Genomic DNA, 16,072 nt, shown 5'->3' with positions numbered 1-16,072 from the left:
CCGCCTACCCCGCGTGCAGCATCAGCCCGATCCCGAGGACGAGCAGCCCGGCGGCGGCGATCCTGGGCGCTCCGAACCGCTCCTTGAAGAACACGGCTCCGATGGCCGCCCCGACGATGATCGACGATTCTCTGAGTGCGGCCACGGGGGCGAGTTCGGCCCGGGTCTGCGCCCACAGCACCAGCCCGTACGCGGCCACGGACAGCGCGCCGCCGAGCAGTCCGACGGCGGCGAACGGCCGTACCGTCGCGATGAATCGGCCCCGCCACCGGTACAGCGCGTAGGCGGGTACGGCGATGCCCTCCAGGGCCATCAGCCAGGCGATGTAGGCGAGCGAGGAGCCCGAGGCCCGTACGCCCAGCCCGTCGACGACGGTGTACGCGGCGATGGACAGCCCAGTCGCCAACGCGGCCCCGATCGCCGCCCAGTTGGGCCGCCGCCCGCGCAGTCCCCACAGCGCGACGCCGGTAAGTCCCGTACAGGACACGGCGATTCCGGCCGCCGCCCAGCCGTCGGGCACCTCGTGCGCGAACACGGCGGCGAGGACGGTGACGACGAGGGGTGCGGTGCCGCGCGCGATCGGATAGGCCTGGCCGAAGTCGCCGAGCCGGAACGACCGCATGAGCAGCATGTAGTACGCGATGTGGATGAGGGCCGACGCGGCGAGATACGGCCACGCCCCGGCGGCGGGGACGGGCAGAAACGGCACAGCGACCAGCCCGATGAGCATCCCGCCGCCGGCGATGAGGGTGAACCCGACCAGCTTGTCGGTGATGCGGTGCGCGAGCGCGTTCCAGCAGGCGTGCGTGACAGCGGCGAGCAGTACGGCGGCGGTGACGGCCGGGGTCACGAGGTGGCCGACTCGCGCACATCCACGAGGGTCGCACCGGCGTGGGCGATCAGAGCCTTCGGCTCCATGGGGAACACGGTGTACGGCGTGCCGGCGGCGGCCCAGACGACGTCGTGCTCCAGCAGCGAACGGTCGGCGAGGACACGGGTCCTGGTCCGGTGCCCGAAGGGCGGCACGCCCCCGATGGCGTACCCGGTGGTCTCCCGTACGACGTCCACCTTGGCCCGGGTGACCTTCGCGGCGCACAGCTTCCGCCGGACGAGCTCGACGTCGACCCGGGAGGCGCCGTCCATGAGGACGAGGACCGGGACCCCGTCGGCGGAGAAGATCAGCGACTTGCAGATCTGGCTCAGCTCACACCCGATCGCGGCGGCGGCCTCGACGGCGGTACGGGTCTCGTCCGGGAACCGGCGGATACGGGAGGTGAGTTCACTGAGGCCCAGCTCATCGAGGCCCTCGGCGAAACGGGTAGAGGTGGTCATGCCCGGCACGTTAGCGGGCGGACAGATGCGTCACGAACGAATTCCAGGTGGTGGGCGCAGGGGTGAGATGCGGGGTCGCGACCTCTACGCAGTCGCCGGGTTCGCTGCTGTAGTTGTAGCTGCTCTTGAGTGAGACCCGACCACCGGGATGGCCGCGTCGATGAGGACGGCGGCGATGGCGCCCGCGGTGGGGAAGGACTCGGCGTTGAGGACTCGGGTGCGGGCCGCGGCACCGTCGAGGAGCAGCGCGAGTTGTTCGCCGAGCTGTTCGGGGTCGGCGGCGCCGGCTTCACGGGCTGTCTCGGCCAGGCGTGCGGCGATGGCCTTCTTGTAGTCGCGTGCGTATTGGGCCGCGGGGTGTTGGGGGTCGTGCAGCTCGACGGCCGCCGCGATGTAGGGGCACATGGGCGTGAGGTCCTGTGACCCGGACACGGGCAGCTCGAAGGCGGCGAGCAGTCTCTCGCGGGGCGTGAGGTCGGGGCGGTCGAACACCGCGGCCATGAGGTCGGGATCGAACCGGCGCAGGTATTCGGCAACGAGTTCGTCCTTGCCGGCGAAGTGCTGGTAGGCCGTGCGCTTCGAGACCTGGGCCACCGCGCACAGCTGGTCCATGCCCGTGCGGTTGATGCCCTGGTCGCGGAACAGCTGCCGGGACGCGCCGAGGATGCGCTCGAACGCGCCCCTGCCGCGCCGCCGGCCCTGGGGGCCCTTCTCCAACTCCGTCATGCCTCCAGCCTAGCCCCTTTGGGTACCGGCCGGTGTACATAGCTTGCGCTCCCGGCGACCCTCGCCTACGTTAAGCACACAGCCCGGTGTACATAACTTCGCCGGGCCGTTCCGAAATACCCCACCAGTTCAGGAGTGATCGTGGGAAAGCTCGATGGCAAGGTCGCGGTGATCACCGGCGGCACGACCGGCATGGCACTGGCCGGCGCCCAGCTCTTCGTTGATGAGGGAGCCCACGTCTTCGTCATGGGCCGGCGGCAGGAAGCGCTGGACGAAGCCGTCAGGCTGATCGGCCGCAACGTCACCGGCGTGCGGGGCGACGCGGCCGAGCTGGACGACCTGGACCGCCTGTACGCCACGGTCGAGAAGGAAAAGGGCTCGATCGACGTTCTGTGGGCCAGCGCCGGGACGGGCGAGCCGGGCAACCTCGGCGAGATCACCGAGGCCCAGTTCCACGACGCCTTCTATCTCAACGCGCGCGGCACCCTGTTCACCGTACAAAAGGCGTTGCCGCTGCTCAACGACGGCGCCTCGATCTTCATGACCGGCTCGAACGCCTCCCTGAGGGGCTTCCCCGGATGGAGCGTGTACGCCGGCAGCAAGGCCGTACAGCAGGCGTGGGCCCGCGTATGGCTCAACGAGCTCAAGGACCGGCGCATCCGCGTCAACGTACTCACCCCCGGCCAGGTCGCCACGGCCAAGCAGGAAGAACTGTTCGACGAGGCAACCATGAAGGCCTTCGAATCCCTCATCCCCCGCGGAAAGATGGGCCGCCCCTACGAGATCGCACAGGTCGCGCTCTTCCTCGCCTCCGACGACTCCAGCTACGTCAACGGCCTGGAACTGGTCACCGACGGCGGCGCCACCGTCGTCTGACCCCAACTTTCCTGGCCCCCACACATCTCGCATCTCGCACCCCGCATCGCGAGAACAAGGAAGAGGGCATACCTCATGAGCAGCATCAGCATCATCGGCACCGGGAACATGGCCCGCACCATCGGGGCGCGAGCGACATCGGGCGGCAACACCGTCGAGGTCATGGGCCGCGATCGATCCAAGGCCGTTGACCTGGCCAAGGCTCTCGGCGGCGGCGCCACGACCGGGGAGTGGGGCGCCGCCCCGGCCGGGGACATCGTCATCGTGGCCCTGTTGTTCGACGGTGTCGTTCCGGCCGTCACCCGGTACGGAGACGCCCTCGCGGGCAAGATCATCGTCGACATCAGCAACCCGTTCAATGCCGCGTTCGACGGGCTGGCCCACGGCGAGGAGACCTCGATCGCGCAGGAGGTCGCCGATGTGGCGCCGACCGGCGCCAGCGTGGTGAAGGCCTTCAACACCGTCTTCCGCGGCGTCCTGGAGAAGGGCAGCCCCGACATCTTCATCGCCGGTGACAGTGCACGGGCCAAGGCGAGCACGGAGGTGTTCGTCAGGAGCCTCGGGCTGCGCCCGGTGGACGTCGGCGGCCTGAAGATGGCGCACTGGCTGGAAGGGGCGGGCTTGATCACGGTGGGCCTCGCCCAGCACGGAGTGGGGCACTGGGACCTCGCCCTCGGCGTCACCGAGTTCCACGGCTGAGCCGCACCGCCCCGCAACGCCCCGCTCCGAGCCGTCAACAGACAAGGAACAGACGAGGAGGGGCACCCCGCGCTGCGGCGGGGTGCCCCTCCTCGTCTGTTCCTTGTCTGCTCCTGGCCGGCGGCCGGCTCAGACCTGTACGAGCTCCCGGTCCTCGTCCTTCGGGCGGGTGTCGTCGTCCAGGGTGCGCAGGCCCTCGCCCTCGACGTCGACGTTGGGCAGGACGCGGTCGAGCCACTTCGGCAGCCACCACGCCCGCTTGCCCAGCAGGGCCAGTACCGCCGGGACGATCGCCATGCGGACGACGAACGCGTCGAAGAAGACCGCGATCGCCAGGCCGAAGCCGAACAGCTTGATCATCGACTCGCTGGAGCTGATGAAGCCGCCGAAGACGGCCATCATGATGATCGCGGCGGCGACCACGACCCGGGCGCTGTGCTTGAACCCGGTCACCACGGCGTCGGACGGCGACTCGCCGTGGACGTACGCCTCCCGCATCCGGGTCACGAGGAACACCTCGTAGTCCATCGCGAGGCCGAAGACCACGCCGACCATGAAGATCGGCACCATCGACATGATCGGGCCGGTCTCGTCGACGCCGATCAGGCTGCTCAGCCAGCCCCACTGGAAGACCGCGACCACCGCGCCGAGGGCGGCGAGGACGCTGAGCAGGAAGCCGAGGGCCGCCTTCAGCGGAACCAGGATGGAGCGGAAGACCAGGATGAGGAGCAGGAAGGCGAGGCCCACCACCAGGCCCAGGTACGGGATCAGGGCGTCGTTGAGCTTCTGCGAGAAGTCGATGTTCATCGCGGTGGCGCCCGTGACCAGCACGGTCGCGCCGGTGTCGGCCTTGACCTCGGCGCTCTCGGCGCGGATCGCGTGGACGAGGTCCTCGGTCTGCGTCGAGGACGGCTTGGAGTTCGGGATCACGGTGATCGTGGCGGTGTCGCCGGCCTTGTTGAACTGGGCCGGGGTGACCGTGACGACGTCCTTGAGACCCTTGATCCTGTCGACCAGCTTGTCGGCGCCGGCCTGGGGGTCGGCGACGCCCTGCGCGTCGTACACGGCCAGCAGGGGACCGTTGAAGCCGGGGCCGAAGCCCTCCGACAGCAGGTCGTACGCCCTGCGCTGGGTCGTGGACGTCGACTGCGAGCCGTCGTCGGGCAGGCCCAGCTCCAGCTGGGTGACCGGCAGCGCGACCGCTCCGAGCCCGAGGACGCCGAACATCAGTACGGCGACCGGGCGGCGGATGACGAAGCGCGCCCAGCGGGTGCCCATGTTGGGCCCGGCCGGCTTCTCGGACGTGCCGCCCTTCGCGTCGGACTGTGCGTCGGAGAGCTGCTCGCCCTTCTTGTTCCGCCTGCTCTTCTTCTGGCCGGCCGGTTGGACCTTCCGGCCCGCGTAGCCGAGGAGCGCTGGGATGAGGGTCAGTGCGATGAGAACGGCGACCACGACCGTGCCGGACGCGGCGAGGCCCATCTTGGTCAGCATCGGGACGTTGACGACGGCGAGGCCCGCCAGGGCGATCACGACGGTGAGGCCGGCGAAGACGACCGCCGAACCGGCGGTGCCGGTGGCGCGGCCTGCCGCCTCCTCGTGGTCGCGGCCCTCGGCCAGCTCGCCGCGGTAGCGGGAGACGATGAACAGCGCGTAGTCGATACCGACCGCGAGACCGATCATCAGCGCGAGCGTGGAGGTGGTGTCACCGAGGTCGAGCGCGTTGGCGAGGGAGGTGATGGTGGCGCCTGCGATACCGACGCCGATGATCGCGGTCAGCAGCGGCAGTCCCGCCGCGACCAGCGAGCCCAGGGTGATGACGAGGACGATCGCGGCGATGGCGATACCGACGGCCTCGCCGACGGCCCCCGGCTCGGACGCGGCCTGCAGCGCGTCACCACCGACGTCGACGGTCAGCCCGGTGGCCCGTGCCTCGTCCCCGGCCTTCTCCAACGCGTCCTTGGTCGAGTCCGCCAGTTCCATGCCGGGAAGCTTGTACTTCACCGACGTGTAGGCGACCGACCCGTCCTTGCTCACGGCGTTCGTCGTGAACGGGTCGGTGACGGAGATGACTTCGGAGCCGTCACCCAGTTGCTTGACGGTCTTCTCGACGGTCGCCTTGTTGGCGGCGTCCGTCATCTTCTGGCCCGCGGGCGCCTTGAAGACCATACGGCCGGTCGCTCCGTCGGCGCTGGCGCCGGGGAACCGCTGTTCCAGCAGGTCGAAGGCCTTCTGCGCCTCCGTACCCGGAATGGAGAAGGAGGTGGTGCCCGCGGCGGGCGCGCTGGCCGCGCCGACTCCCGCGAGCGTCAGCAGCGCCACCCATATCAGGGCGACGAAATGCCGTCGCCTGAAGGCGAGCCGGCCGAGTTTGTAGAGGAACGTGGCCACGAGGGCGAACTCCCGGTCAGGTCGTTGAACAGCAACAGGACGTGTTGACCGGCCTGTTGGGGCGCAGGCGGGATCAGCCCGACGACGTGAGCGGTCGCGTCAGGTTGGCAGGTGATGTGTTGTGCAAACGGCCCGGCGTACTGAGTAGGTCGGTCGGGTACAGACGAACTCAGCAGCTGGTACGGACACCGAGGGCGGGGAGCACCACGGCATCGATGTACGAGCGCAGATAGCCCTGCGTCGGAGGCTGGTCGTCGATGACCGTGCGGGCGATGAAGCCGCCGATCATCATGTGCAGCACATAGTCGATCGCCGGGTTGTCCGCACTGACCTCACCCCGGTCGATCGCCCGCTGCAGCACCTTGCGGAACGCTGCCATCTCGGGCTCGATGAGCAGTTCCCGGAACGCCTTCAGGAGATCCGGATTGGCGTGGATCGCCATGCCCAGAGCCCGCATCAGCGCGGAGTTCTGTTCCATGGCGCAGTCGTCGTCACGGAGCAGCAGCGCGTACATGTCACTGGCCAGGGATCCGGTGTCGACGCCGACGAGGGCGAGGCCGCCCGGCTTGCTGTGCCGCATCGCCCTGACGACCAGTTCGGCCTTGCCGCCCCACTGGCGGTAGAGCGTGGCCTTGCTGGACTTCGTACGGGCGGCGACGGCGTCCATGGTGAGTGCCTCGTAGCCGACTTCCCGGAGCAGGTCGAGCGTGGCGCCGTACAGCTCGGCCTCGCGCTCGGGCGTGATCCGACTACGGCGCGCCGTTGCGACCTCGGTCATGTCTCTCACCCTTTCCAGCTCCGGTATCGGACGACACCGTGGCGTACAGCTCCGCCGTACGTCAATGAACATACCCTGAGAACCATAGAAACGAAACCGTTTCGTACGTGTCGTCACTCACGGGCGGTATCGGGAACCATCCGGACCGGACACCACCCGGGACGTTGCCCGGGTCGGCTCCCGGGACATCGGCACCGGACATTTCACACATTGACGGAAATTGAAGCGCGTCCGAAGTTGCTGGGGCCCCGTTCCCGGAAAAGCATGGGGAGGTGAGCTATCTGCGCCTGCCCCACCTCAGCGGAGACCTGCTGTGCTTCGTCGCCGAGGACGACCTCTGGCTCGCCCGCCTCGACGGAGACGAGGAACCGGGGTCGCCCGGAACCGACGCCCGGGCCTGGCGGCTCACCGTCGACCGTACGAAGGTCGGGCACCCGCGTTTCTCGCCCGACGGCCGGCACATCGCGTACACGAGCTGGCGCAGTCTCGTGCCCGAGATCCACCGGGTGGCGGTGGACGGCGGCCCGGCCCGGCGGCTCACCTACTGGGGCACTGCCGACACCCAGGTCTGCGGCTGGTCCCCGGACGGCGACATCCTCGCCGTCGCCTCCCACGGCCAGCCCTTCTCTTACTTCACCTGGGCCTACAGCGTGCCCGCGGACGGCGGCCCCGGCGGCCGGCTCCCCTGGGGCCCGGTCTCCGACATCCAGGTCGCGGACATCGAGGGCGAGCGCAGAACCCTCCTCCTCACGGGCACCCCGCCCCACGAACCGACCGCCTGGAAGCGCTACCGGGGCGGCGCGACCGGCCGCCTCTGGCTGCACGGCGAGCGGCTGCTGCCCGACCTCGACGGCCACCTCCACTCCCCCATGTTCGTCGGCGACCGCATCGCCTTCCTCTCCGACCACGAGGGCGTCGGCAACCTGTACTCGTGCGCGTACGACGGATCCGGCCTGCGCCGCCACACCGACCACGACGCCTTCTACGCCCGGCACGCCTCGAGCGACGGCAGCCGCGTCGTGTACCAGTGCGCGGGCGACCTGTGGATCGTCGACGACCTCTCGGCCGACTCCCTCCCCCGCCGCCTCGACGTGCGCCTCGGCGGACCGAGCGCCGGCCGTCGTACGTACCAGGTGCCCGCAGCGCAGCACGTCGACGGCATCTCGGTCGACGAGACGGGCCGCGCGAGCGCCGTCGTCGTACGCGGGAGTCTCTACTGGCTGACGCACCGGGACGGGCCGGCCCGGACCATCACCGACACCCCGGGGGTACGGGTCCGGCTGCCCGAGATGCTCGGCTCGGGCGGGCAGGTCGCGTACGTCACGGACGCGGAGGGCGAGGACGCCGTCGAGATCGCCTACCTGCCGAGGGCCAGCGGCGAGCGGGAACCGAGGCGGCTGGCGTCCGGCGGGCTGGGCCGGGTCCTGGAACTGGTGTCCGACCCGGCGGGCGAACGCCTCGCCATCGCCGCCCACGACGGCCGCCTCCTCCTCATCGACGCGGCCGAGGAGTCGGACGGGGAGGTCACCGAGCTGATCTGCTCCCTCAACGGCCCGGTCACCGACCTCGCTTTCTCTCCGGACGGCGCCTGGCTGACCTGGTCGCACCCGGGCATCGGCCGCTCCCTGCGCCAGATCAAGATGGCCCGTATAAAGGACCGCCTGATCGTCGATGTGACCAACGGCCGCTTCGAGGACGAGAACCCGGTCTTCACTCGCGACGGCCGCTACCTCGCCTTTCTCTCCTGGCGTGGCTTCGACCCCGTGTACGACGTCCACACGGGCGACCTCTCCTTCCCCCTCGGCTGCCGTCCCTACCTCGTCCCCCTCTCCTCCGCCACCCCGTCCCCCTTCGCCCTGTCCCCCGACGGACGACCGGCTGCCGGGGGCCTGGACCCCGCCGAGGAAGAGGGCGCCGACGGCACGGTGACCGTCGAGGTCGAGGGCCTGGAGAGCCGGGTCACACCCTTCCCGGTCGCCGCCTCCAAGTACTCGGCGCTGTATCCGGTCGCGGGCGGCGGGCTGGTGTGGCTGCGCTGGCCGATTTCCGGCGCGCTGGGCGAGACGTTTGCGAACCCGGACGACACGAGCGGCCGGCCCACCCTCGAACACTTCAACCTCAGCAAGGGCAAGAAGTCCGAACTCGTCGACCACCTCGACTGGTTCGCGGTGAGCGGCGACGCCTCGCGGCTGGTCGTGGTCGACGAGGACGAGTTGCGCGCGGTGCCGTCCACCGACCCGGGCGACTCCGACACGACCGTCTGGATCGACCTGCGCCGGGTCCTGCACGAGGTCGACCCCCCGGCGGAATGGCGCCAGTCGTACGAGGAGGCTGGCCGCCTGATCCGCGCCTACTTCTGGGAACCCGGGATGTGCGGCATCGACTGGGACGCGGTGCTCGCGCAGTACCGCCCGCTCGTCGAACGGGTCGCGTCCCCCGACGAGTTCGCGGACCTGCTCAGGGAGGTCCTGGGCGAACTGGGCACGTCCCACGCGTACGTCACGGCCGCCCGCCGTAACGAGGGCCCACCCCACTACCAACGCCGACAGGGCCTGCTGGGCGCCAACTTCGTGCGCAGGGAGGGCGGTTGGATGCTGGACCGAATTCTCCCCGGCGACTCCTCCGACTCCAAGGCCCGTTCCCCGCTGGCCGGTTCGGGAATCCGGGAGGGCGCGCTGCTCACCCAGGTGGACGGCCGCCCGGTGGACCCGGTGACGGGCCCGTTCCCGTTGCTCGCGGGCGCGGGCGGTACGACGGTGGAGCTGACGTTCACCCCGGCGGAGGGCGAGGGACCGGCCAGGCGGGTCGCGGTGGTCCCCCTGATCGACGAACGCCCGCTGCGCTACCAGGACTGGGTGGCCAAACGCCGGGAAGTGGTACGGGAGTTGAGCGGCGGACGGTGCGGCTATCTGCACATCCCCGACATGGGCGGCTCGGGCTGGGCCCAGTTCAACCGAGACCTGCGCATGGAGGTGTCGAGGCCGGCCCTCATCGTCGACGTGCGCGGCAACGCGGGCGGGCACATCAGCGAACTGGTGGTGGAGAAGCTGACGCGCACGATCCTGGGCTGGGACCTGACACGCAACGCCCAGCCGGTCTCGTACGCCTCGAACGCTCCCCGGGGCCCGGTGGTCGCCCTGGCCGACGAGGCGACGTCCTCCGACGGCGACATGATCACGGCGGCCTTCAAGCTGCTGGATCTCGGCCCGGTGGTGGGCCAGCGGACCTGGGGCGGAGTGGTCGGCATGACCGGCCGCCACCGCCTGGGCGACGGCACGGTGATCACGGTCCCGATGAACGCGGCCTGGTTCGACGCCTACGGCTGGACGATCGAGAACCACGGCGTCACCCCGGACCTGGAGGTCCTGCGCACCCCCCTGGACTGGGCAGAGGGCCGCCACGTAGAAACGGACGCCGCCATCAAACTGGCCCTGTCCCTCCTGGAAACCCACCCAGCGGCAACCCCCCCGACCTACAACAAGGTCCCCAACAGAACCAGACCAACCCTCCCCCCACGCCCCTGACCGGCCGCGAACACCGGCCAGCCCCTCACCAGACACGGGGTCCAGGTACTTATCCGGACGCGGAGGCCAAGTTCTTGACAGGCACAGGGGTCAAGTTCTCAACGGGCGCCCGGGGAACCCACCTAGGGGCGCGGGGAACTGCGCGACAAGCCCCCACCCACCCGCACACCCCCACCACCCCTAAAACCAAAACGCAGGGTGCCCTCACCAAAGCCGAGGGCACCCCACGCAAACCAGAACCGGAGCCGAACTACGCGTCGTAGTCCCGGTTCATACGGTCCTCTTCCTCCCGCATCGCCCGCTCCGTCTCCTCATCCCGAGCCCGCCCCCGCTCCGGAGTCTCCCCCTGCCCCGGCCGGCGCTGACCCTCCTGCCCCGGCTGGCCGCCCGGCTGGCCCGGCTGACGCTGACCCTTCTGGGCCCGCTCCATCTTCTCCTTGGCCTGACGGGCCTTGTCCTGCATCTCGTCCTTCATGCCCATGTGGGTTCACTCCCGTAAGTGGGTGAGGGGATGGGGGCTCGACCACATTTGCACGCCCGAACAAAGCACGCATTTCGATCAGTAACGTTCAGTCACCGACCGTGTCCGACCCCCGCCCCACAGCCACCCCCCGAGCCTCCTCGTCCGCCGCCCCACCCGCACCGACCAGCCCCGTACCCATCCCCTGCAACCGCCCCGAGAACCGCCCGACCTCGCGCTGCCCCACCGCACCGATCAGCCCCGGCAGATACCCCCGTACCCCCTGCATCCCGCGCAGCCACCACTGCCCGTACACATGGCTGGACCGTCGCTCAATGCCCGCCACAAGCCGGTCGACGGCCGGCCCCAGCGGATACGTCTTGCCGGCCGGCCACGGCAGCCGCTGCCTCAACTCCCGCATGACGTCGTCCTGGTCGGCCCCCCGCACCATGTCGGTGTCGGTCCAGGACAGATACGCGACGCCCACCCCGACACCCTTGTACCCGACCTCGGCGCGCAGACAGTGCGCGTACGCCTCGACGCCCGACTTGGACGCGCAGTACGCGGACATCATCGGCGCCGGCGTCATGGCGGCCAGGGACGCGATCTGCAGCAGATACCCGCGGCTCTCGGTCAGCACCGGCAGGAACGCCCGGCCCGTGACCGCCGAGCCGATCAGATTGACCTCGATGACCCGTCGCCACGACTCCGGATCGGAGTCGACGAAGGGCCCGCCGCTCGCGACCCCGGCGTTGGCGACGACGATGTCGACCTTCCCGAACCGTTCCTTGACCTCCGCCGCGACCCGGGACATCGCCTCGTGATCGGTGACGTCGGCGTACCAGTACGCGCTGTCGGTATGCAGCCGGCCGGCCACCTCCTTGAGCGCCTCGGCCTCCAGCCCGACCAGCGCGACCCTGGCCCCGCGGGCGGAGAGCTTGCGCGCGAGCAGCTCACCGACCCCCCGAGCGGCCCCCGTGACGACAGCGACCTGCCCGTCCAGACTGACCTTGCTCATGCGCTCTCCTCCATACGTACGCTGCTGTCGGCCTGTGTGCTCCGCCTGCCCGGCGACCCCAACTCCCGGTATGTCAGCACCAGTTCCCGGATCAGGCCGGTCACCGCCTCCGGCGCCTCGACCGGCGTCATGTGCCCGAGCCCGGGCAACTCGGTCACGCCGTGGCACTTGGGCAGTAGGGCGGCCAGCGCCCGCGCGTGAACGGGCGGGGTGAGCCGGTCGGCCGTACCGACGACGACAGCGGTCGGCACGGTCAACTCCCGTACCTGGCCGTCAAGTTGAAGCCCGTCCAGCACCCGCGCCCAGGCGTACCGCACCTTGCGCGGACACGCGTGCACGATCCGGGCACACGCCTCGACCATGGCGGGGGTCGAACCGGCGCCCAGCGTCGCGTACTTGAGGATGCGCCTGGAGACCGGCGTGACCGGACCCATCGGGGCGCGTGAGCTGAGGCTCCGCCGGGTGAGCCAGGTACGCAGCCGCCCGGCGCGCATCGGGAGGACCAGCGCCTCGGCGACGAGCCGCGAACTGCCGGTGCTGCACAGCAGTACGGCCGACGCGTGCTCCCGAAACCCCGGGCGCGCGGAGGCGGCCAGCACCGTCATCCCGCCCATGGAGTGGCCCACGACCACGGCTTTCTCACCGGGCGCCAGGGTCGCCGCGAGGACGGCTTCCAGGTCGTCGGCGAGGAGGTCGGTGCTGCAGACGGGGCTCGCCGGGCTGCGTCCGTGACCGCGCTGGTCGTAGGCGACGACCCGGTGGTCCAGGGCGAGTTCACGGATCTGGGCGGCCCAGAAGGCGGTGGAACAGGTCCAGCCGTGCGCGAGAACGACCACGGGCCCGTCGGCCACGCCGTGCACCTCGACATGCAGCCGGGCGCCGTCGGCGGAGACGACGGTCAGCTCACGGGAGGGGACGGGCGGGGCGTACGGCCCGTCCGCCACGGAGGCCGGCCGCCCCGGCCGCCCCGATCGCCCTGGCCGCGTCAGCCGGCTCACGCGCCCACCTCCACAGCGGAGTTGGCGCCCTTGATGCCGTTGCCCGAACCACCGGTCGCCCGCAGGACCTCGTACTCGGCGAGATCCACCCGCCGGGTCGCCCGCCGGAACTCGGAGGTCGTACCGGGCCAGATGGTGGTGTTCTGCCCGGTCCCGTCGATGTACCAGCTGCTGCACCCGCCCGTGCTCCACACCGTGCGCAGCATCCGCTCCTGGACCCGGTCGTTCCAGGCGTCGACGGCGGCAGGCCGGGCATCGAGGGCCACCCGGCCCCCGAGGACGTCCAACTGCCTTATGTAGTCGGCCATATAGTTCAGCTGGGACTCGATCATCAGGATCATGGAGGAGTTCCCCAGGCCGGTGTTGCGCCCGATGATCGTCATCCAGTTGGGGAACCCGACGACGGAGGCCCCGCGCAGCTCCCGCATCCCGCCCCGCGCCCAGGCCTCGGCGAGCGTATGCCCGTCGGCGCCGACGACCCGGTCCGCGATCGGTATGTCGTTCACGTGGAACCCCGTACCGAAGACGATGGCATCGACCTCGGCCGTGCTCCCGTCGGCCGCGACGACGGTGGAACCCCGTACCTCGCTCAACCCGCTGGCCACGACGTCCACGTTGGGCCGGGTGAGCGCCGGATAGTACGCGCTCGACAGCAGGATGCGCTTGCAGCCGATGCGGTAGTCGGGGGTAAGCTTGGCGCGCAGGGCCGGATCCTTGACGGCCCGGTGCATGTTGCGCTTGGCCAGCGCCTCCACGGCCCCGAGCTCGCCCGGATGCTTCGTGAACGCCTGGACCTGCAACTCCCTTACGCCCCAGGAGAGTCCGCGCCGCAGCCGGGTGGTGAAGGGCAGCGCGCGGTGCACTGCGCGCTCGGCGCCGCCGATGGCTCGGTCGATGCGGGGCATCACCCAGGGCGGGGTGCGCTGGAAGAGGGTGAGGCGGGAGACGTCCGGCTGGATGGCGGGCACGATCTGGATGGCGGAGGCCCCGGTCCCGACGATCGCGACCCGCTTGCCGCGCAGGTCGTAGTCGTGGTCCCAGCGAGCGGAGTGGAAGACCTTGCCGGGGAAGGTGTCGAGCCCCGGGACGTCCGGAACCTTGGGGTCGGAGAGCGGGCCGGCCGCGGAGACGACGAGATCGGCGAGGAGCGTCCCGCTACTGCTCTCGATGACCCACACCAACCGACCGGCGTCCCAAGTCAGCTTCTTCACGTCGGAGTTGAGGCGGAGATGGGGCCGCAGCCCGAAGACGTCGGTGACGTGCTCCAGATAGGCGCGGATGTGCTCCTGCCCGGAGAAGGCGCGCGGCCAGTCGGGATTGGGCGCGAAGGAGAACGAGTACAGATGGGACGGCACGTCGCAGGCGCAGCCGGGATAGTCGTTGTCGCGCCAGGTCCCGCCGACGCTGCCGGCCCGCTCCAGCACGACGAAGTCGGTGACCCCTTCGCGACGCAGCCGCACGGCGGCCCCGAGCCCCGCGAACCCGGACCCGATCACCGCCACCCGCACATGTTCGTGTCCGGCTTCGCGTTCGGCTTCCTGTTCGGCCATGCCGATGCCCTTCCCTGCGCGACCGCGCCAGTGAACACTGGCGCAATGGGGAGAGTAGAGGAGGTCCGTACCGATGGGTAGGGTCCGGAAGGGGGAAAGTTACCGGCGGTACGTCTTAAGGTTCCGACGTGGCAGACGCAGAGAACGCCGAACATCGCGAGGACCGGGACGAGGACCGGCGCGAGGACCGGCGTGAGTACCGGATGGAAGAGCTGGCCGGGCTGGCCGGCATCACCGTCCGCACCCTGCGCTTCTACCGCGAACGCAAACTGATCCCGCCACCCCGCCGCGAGGGCCGCATCGCCTGGTACGACGACCACCATCTGGCCCGTCTGCGCACGATCTCGGCGCTGCTGGAACGCGGGCACACCCTCAACGGCATCGCGGAACTGGCCGAGGCCTTCGACCACGGCCGGGACGTCGCCGACCTGCTCGGCCTCGGCGACCCCACCGACGAGACCCCGGTCCGCCTCACCCCCGAGGATCTCGCCGCCCGGTTCGGCCCGGACGCCACCCCCGAGAATTTCGCGGCCTCGATGGACCTCGGCTACCTGGGCATCGACGGCGAACAGATCGTCCACATCAGCCGCAGCCTCCTGGACGCGTCGTCGGCGCTGGTCCAGGAGGGCATCCCGCTGTCAGCCGTCCTGGCAGCGGGCAAACAGGTACGCGAACACACGGACGCCCTGGCCGAGATCTTCACGAACGTGATCCTCACCCACGCCACGGACGCGAACCCGGACCGCCTGCGCCCCCTGGCACAACGGGTGGTGGAGGCGGAACTGTCCCTGGCGCTGGACCGACGGATGCGCCAGGACACCTGAAGCCCCTGACAAGGCGACCCAGAAGGCGACTCAGAGGTCGTAGACGACCGTGACGGGCGCATGGTCCGACCAGCGCTCGGCATGCGTCGCCGCACGCTCGACGTACCCCTTGACCGCCTTGGCGGCGAGCCCCGGCGTCGAGATCTCGTAGTCGATCCTCCAACCTGAATCATTGTCGAAGGCCCGCCCCCGATACGACCACCACGAGTACGGCCCCTCCACCTCCGGATGCAGCGCCCGCACCACATCCACGTACCCGCCGTCCGCCTCGTCGAGCACGCGCCCGAGCCACTCCCGCTCCTCCGGCAGGAACCCGGAACTCTTCTGGTTGGCGCGCCAGTTCTTGAGGTCGGCCTGCTGGTGGGCGATGTTCCAGTCGCCGCAGACGACGACCTCGCGCCCGTCGGCGGCGGCCCGCTCACGCAGGCCCTTCAGATAGGCGAGGAACTCGTCCATGAAGCGGATCTTCTCGTCCTGCCGGTCCGTGCCGACCTCACCGGACGGCAGATACAGACTGGCGACGGTCACGCCGGGCAGATCGGCCTCGACGTACCGCCCGCTGCCGTCGAACTCCTCCGAACCGAAGCCGACCTGGACACGGTCGGGCTCGCGACGGCTGTAGAGGGAGACACCGGCGCGGCCCTTGGCGGCGGCGGGCGCGTGCGTGACGTACCAGCCCTCGGGCGCGCGGACCTCCTCCGGCAGTTGCTGCGGTTCGGCGCGCACCTCCTGGAGGCACAGCACGTCGGCGGAGGTTGCGGCGAGCCACTCCACGAAGCCCTTTTTCGCGGCGGCCCGGAGTCCGTTCACATTCACACTGGTCACAGTCAGCACGCGGGCACGATACCCGTAGCCGGAAAGCCCCTGGCGACAGCGGCGTGCATAGATGTACCGTGTTC

General features: G+C 70.1%; 14 protein-coding genes. 4 read left to right on the top strand and 10 right to left on the bottom strand.

All coding sequences use genetic code 11. The features are described 5' to 3' along the window. Nucleotides 1-4 precede the first annotated feature (4 nt). From OG241_RS33630 to OG241_RS33620, 3 genes are all read right to left on the bottom strand, one after another. Nucleotides 5-850 carry an EamA family transporter gene (locus tag OG241_RS33630; RefSeq protein ID WP_405820698.1) on the bottom strand — a complete coding sequence of 282 codons (846 nt, stop codon included), beginning with the start codon at nt 848-850 and terminating at the stop codon, nt 5-7. Next, entirely contained in the window at nt 847-1,332 is a 486-nt protein-coding gene (locus tag OG241_RS33625) for a YbaK/EbsC family protein (RefSeq protein ID WP_405820696.1), read from the bottom strand. Before OG241_RS33625 ends, OG241_RS33630 begins: the two co-directional genes overlap by 4 nt. A gap of 84 nt (nt 1,333-1,416) precedes the next feature. Next, entirely contained in the window at nt 1,417-2,058 is a 642-nt protein-coding gene (locus OG241_RS33620; protein WP_405820694.1) for a TetR/AcrR family transcriptional regulator, read from the bottom strand. A gap of 141 nt (nt 2,059-2,199) precedes the next feature. On the opposite strand from OG241_RS33620, the gene OG241_RS33615 reads away from it, so the two are divergent. Continuing rightward, entirely contained in the window at nt 2,200-2,934 is a 735-nt protein-coding gene (locus OG241_RS33615) for an SDR family NAD(P)-dependent oxidoreductase (protein WP_405820692.1), read from the top strand. 75 nt (nt 2,935-3,009) lie between these two features. Beyond that, on the top strand, nt 3,010-3,633 hold the full coding sequence (locus tag OG241_RS33610; protein WP_405820690.1) for an NADPH-dependent F420 reductase: 624 nt from the start codon (nt 3,010-3,012) through the stop codon (nt 3,631-3,633). 129 nt (nt 3,634-3,762) lie between these two features. Here OG241_RS33610 and OG241_RS33605 read toward each other — a convergent pair whose 3' ends face one another. Beyond that, entirely contained in the window at nt 3,763-6,021 is a 2,259-nt protein-coding gene (locus OG241_RS33605) for an MMPL family transporter (protein WP_405820688.1), read from the bottom strand. A gap of 169 nt (nt 6,022-6,190) precedes the next feature. Further along, nucleotides 6,191-6,799, bottom strand: a complete 609-nt coding sequence (locus OG241_RS33600; RefSeq protein ID WP_405820686.1) for a TetR/AcrR family transcriptional regulator — start codon at nt 6,797-6,799, stop codon at nt 6,191-6,193. Nucleotides 6,800-7,071: 272 nt separating this feature from the next. Here OG241_RS33600 and OG241_RS33595 point away from each other — a divergent pair, with 272 nt between their 5' ends. Next, complete coding sequence (locus OG241_RS33595) at nt 7,072-10,323, top strand: S41 family peptidase (protein ID WP_405820684.1); 3,252 nt, start codon at nt 7,072-7,074, stop codon at nt 10,321-10,323. A gap of 250 nt (nt 10,324-10,573) precedes the next feature. Here the strand turns inward: OG241_RS33595 and OG241_RS33590 are convergent, their stop codons facing one another. The 4 genes from OG241_RS33590 to OG241_RS33575 form a co-directional block, all read right to left on the bottom strand. Beyond that, nucleotides 10,574-10,804 carry a hypothetical protein gene (locus OG241_RS33590; protein ID WP_405820682.1) on the bottom strand — a complete coding sequence of 77 codons (231 nt, stop codon included), beginning with the start codon at nt 10,802-10,804 and terminating at the stop codon, nt 10,574-10,576. A gap of 88 nt (nt 10,805-10,892) precedes the next feature. After that, nucleotides 10,893-11,801 carry an SDR family oxidoreductase gene (locus OG241_RS33585; protein WP_405820680.1) on the bottom strand — a complete coding sequence of 303 codons (909 nt, stop codon included), beginning with the start codon at nt 11,799-11,801 and terminating at the stop codon, nt 10,893-10,895. Continuing rightward, on the bottom strand, nt 11,798-12,799 hold the full coding sequence (locus OG241_RS33580; RefSeq protein ID WP_405820678.1) for an alpha/beta fold hydrolase: 1,002 nt from the start codon (nt 12,797-12,799) through the stop codon (nt 11,798-11,800). Before OG241_RS33580 ends, OG241_RS33585 begins: the two co-directional genes overlap by 4 nt. Next, nucleotides 12,796-14,349, bottom strand: a complete 1,554-nt coding sequence (locus OG241_RS33575; RefSeq protein ID WP_405820676.1) for a flavin-containing monooxygenase — start codon at nt 14,347-14,349, stop codon at nt 12,796-12,798. Before OG241_RS33575 ends, OG241_RS33580 begins: the two co-directional genes overlap by 4 nt. Nucleotides 14,350-14,552: 203 nt before the next feature. Between OG241_RS33575 and OG241_RS33570 the strand changes: the two genes are divergently transcribed. Then, nucleotides 14,553-15,173 (top strand): MerR family transcriptional regulator, encoded by a 621-nt coding sequence (locus OG241_RS33570; protein ID WP_405826547.1) that lies wholly within the window; start codon nt 14,553-14,555, stop codon nt 15,171-15,173. A 30-nt stretch (nt 15,174-15,203) separates the two neighbouring features. On the opposite strand, the gene OG241_RS33565 is transcribed toward OG241_RS33570, so the two are convergent. Then, nucleotides 15,204-16,007, bottom strand: coding sequence for an exodeoxyribonuclease III (locus OG241_RS33565; RefSeq protein WP_405820674.1), 804 nt, complete (start codon nt 16,005-16,007; stop codon nt 15,204-15,206). Nucleotides 16,008-16,072 lie beyond the last annotated feature (65 nt).

Source organism: Streptomyces sp. NBC_01390 (assembly GCF_045040105.1).
In the GTDB taxonomy this organism is placed as follows: domain Bacteria; phylum Actinomycetota; class Actinomycetes; order Streptomycetales; family Streptomycetaceae; genus Streptomyces.
The sequence above is the reverse complement of the archived record's forward strand: the minus strand, read 5'-3'. Positions and strand labels throughout refer to the sequence as shown.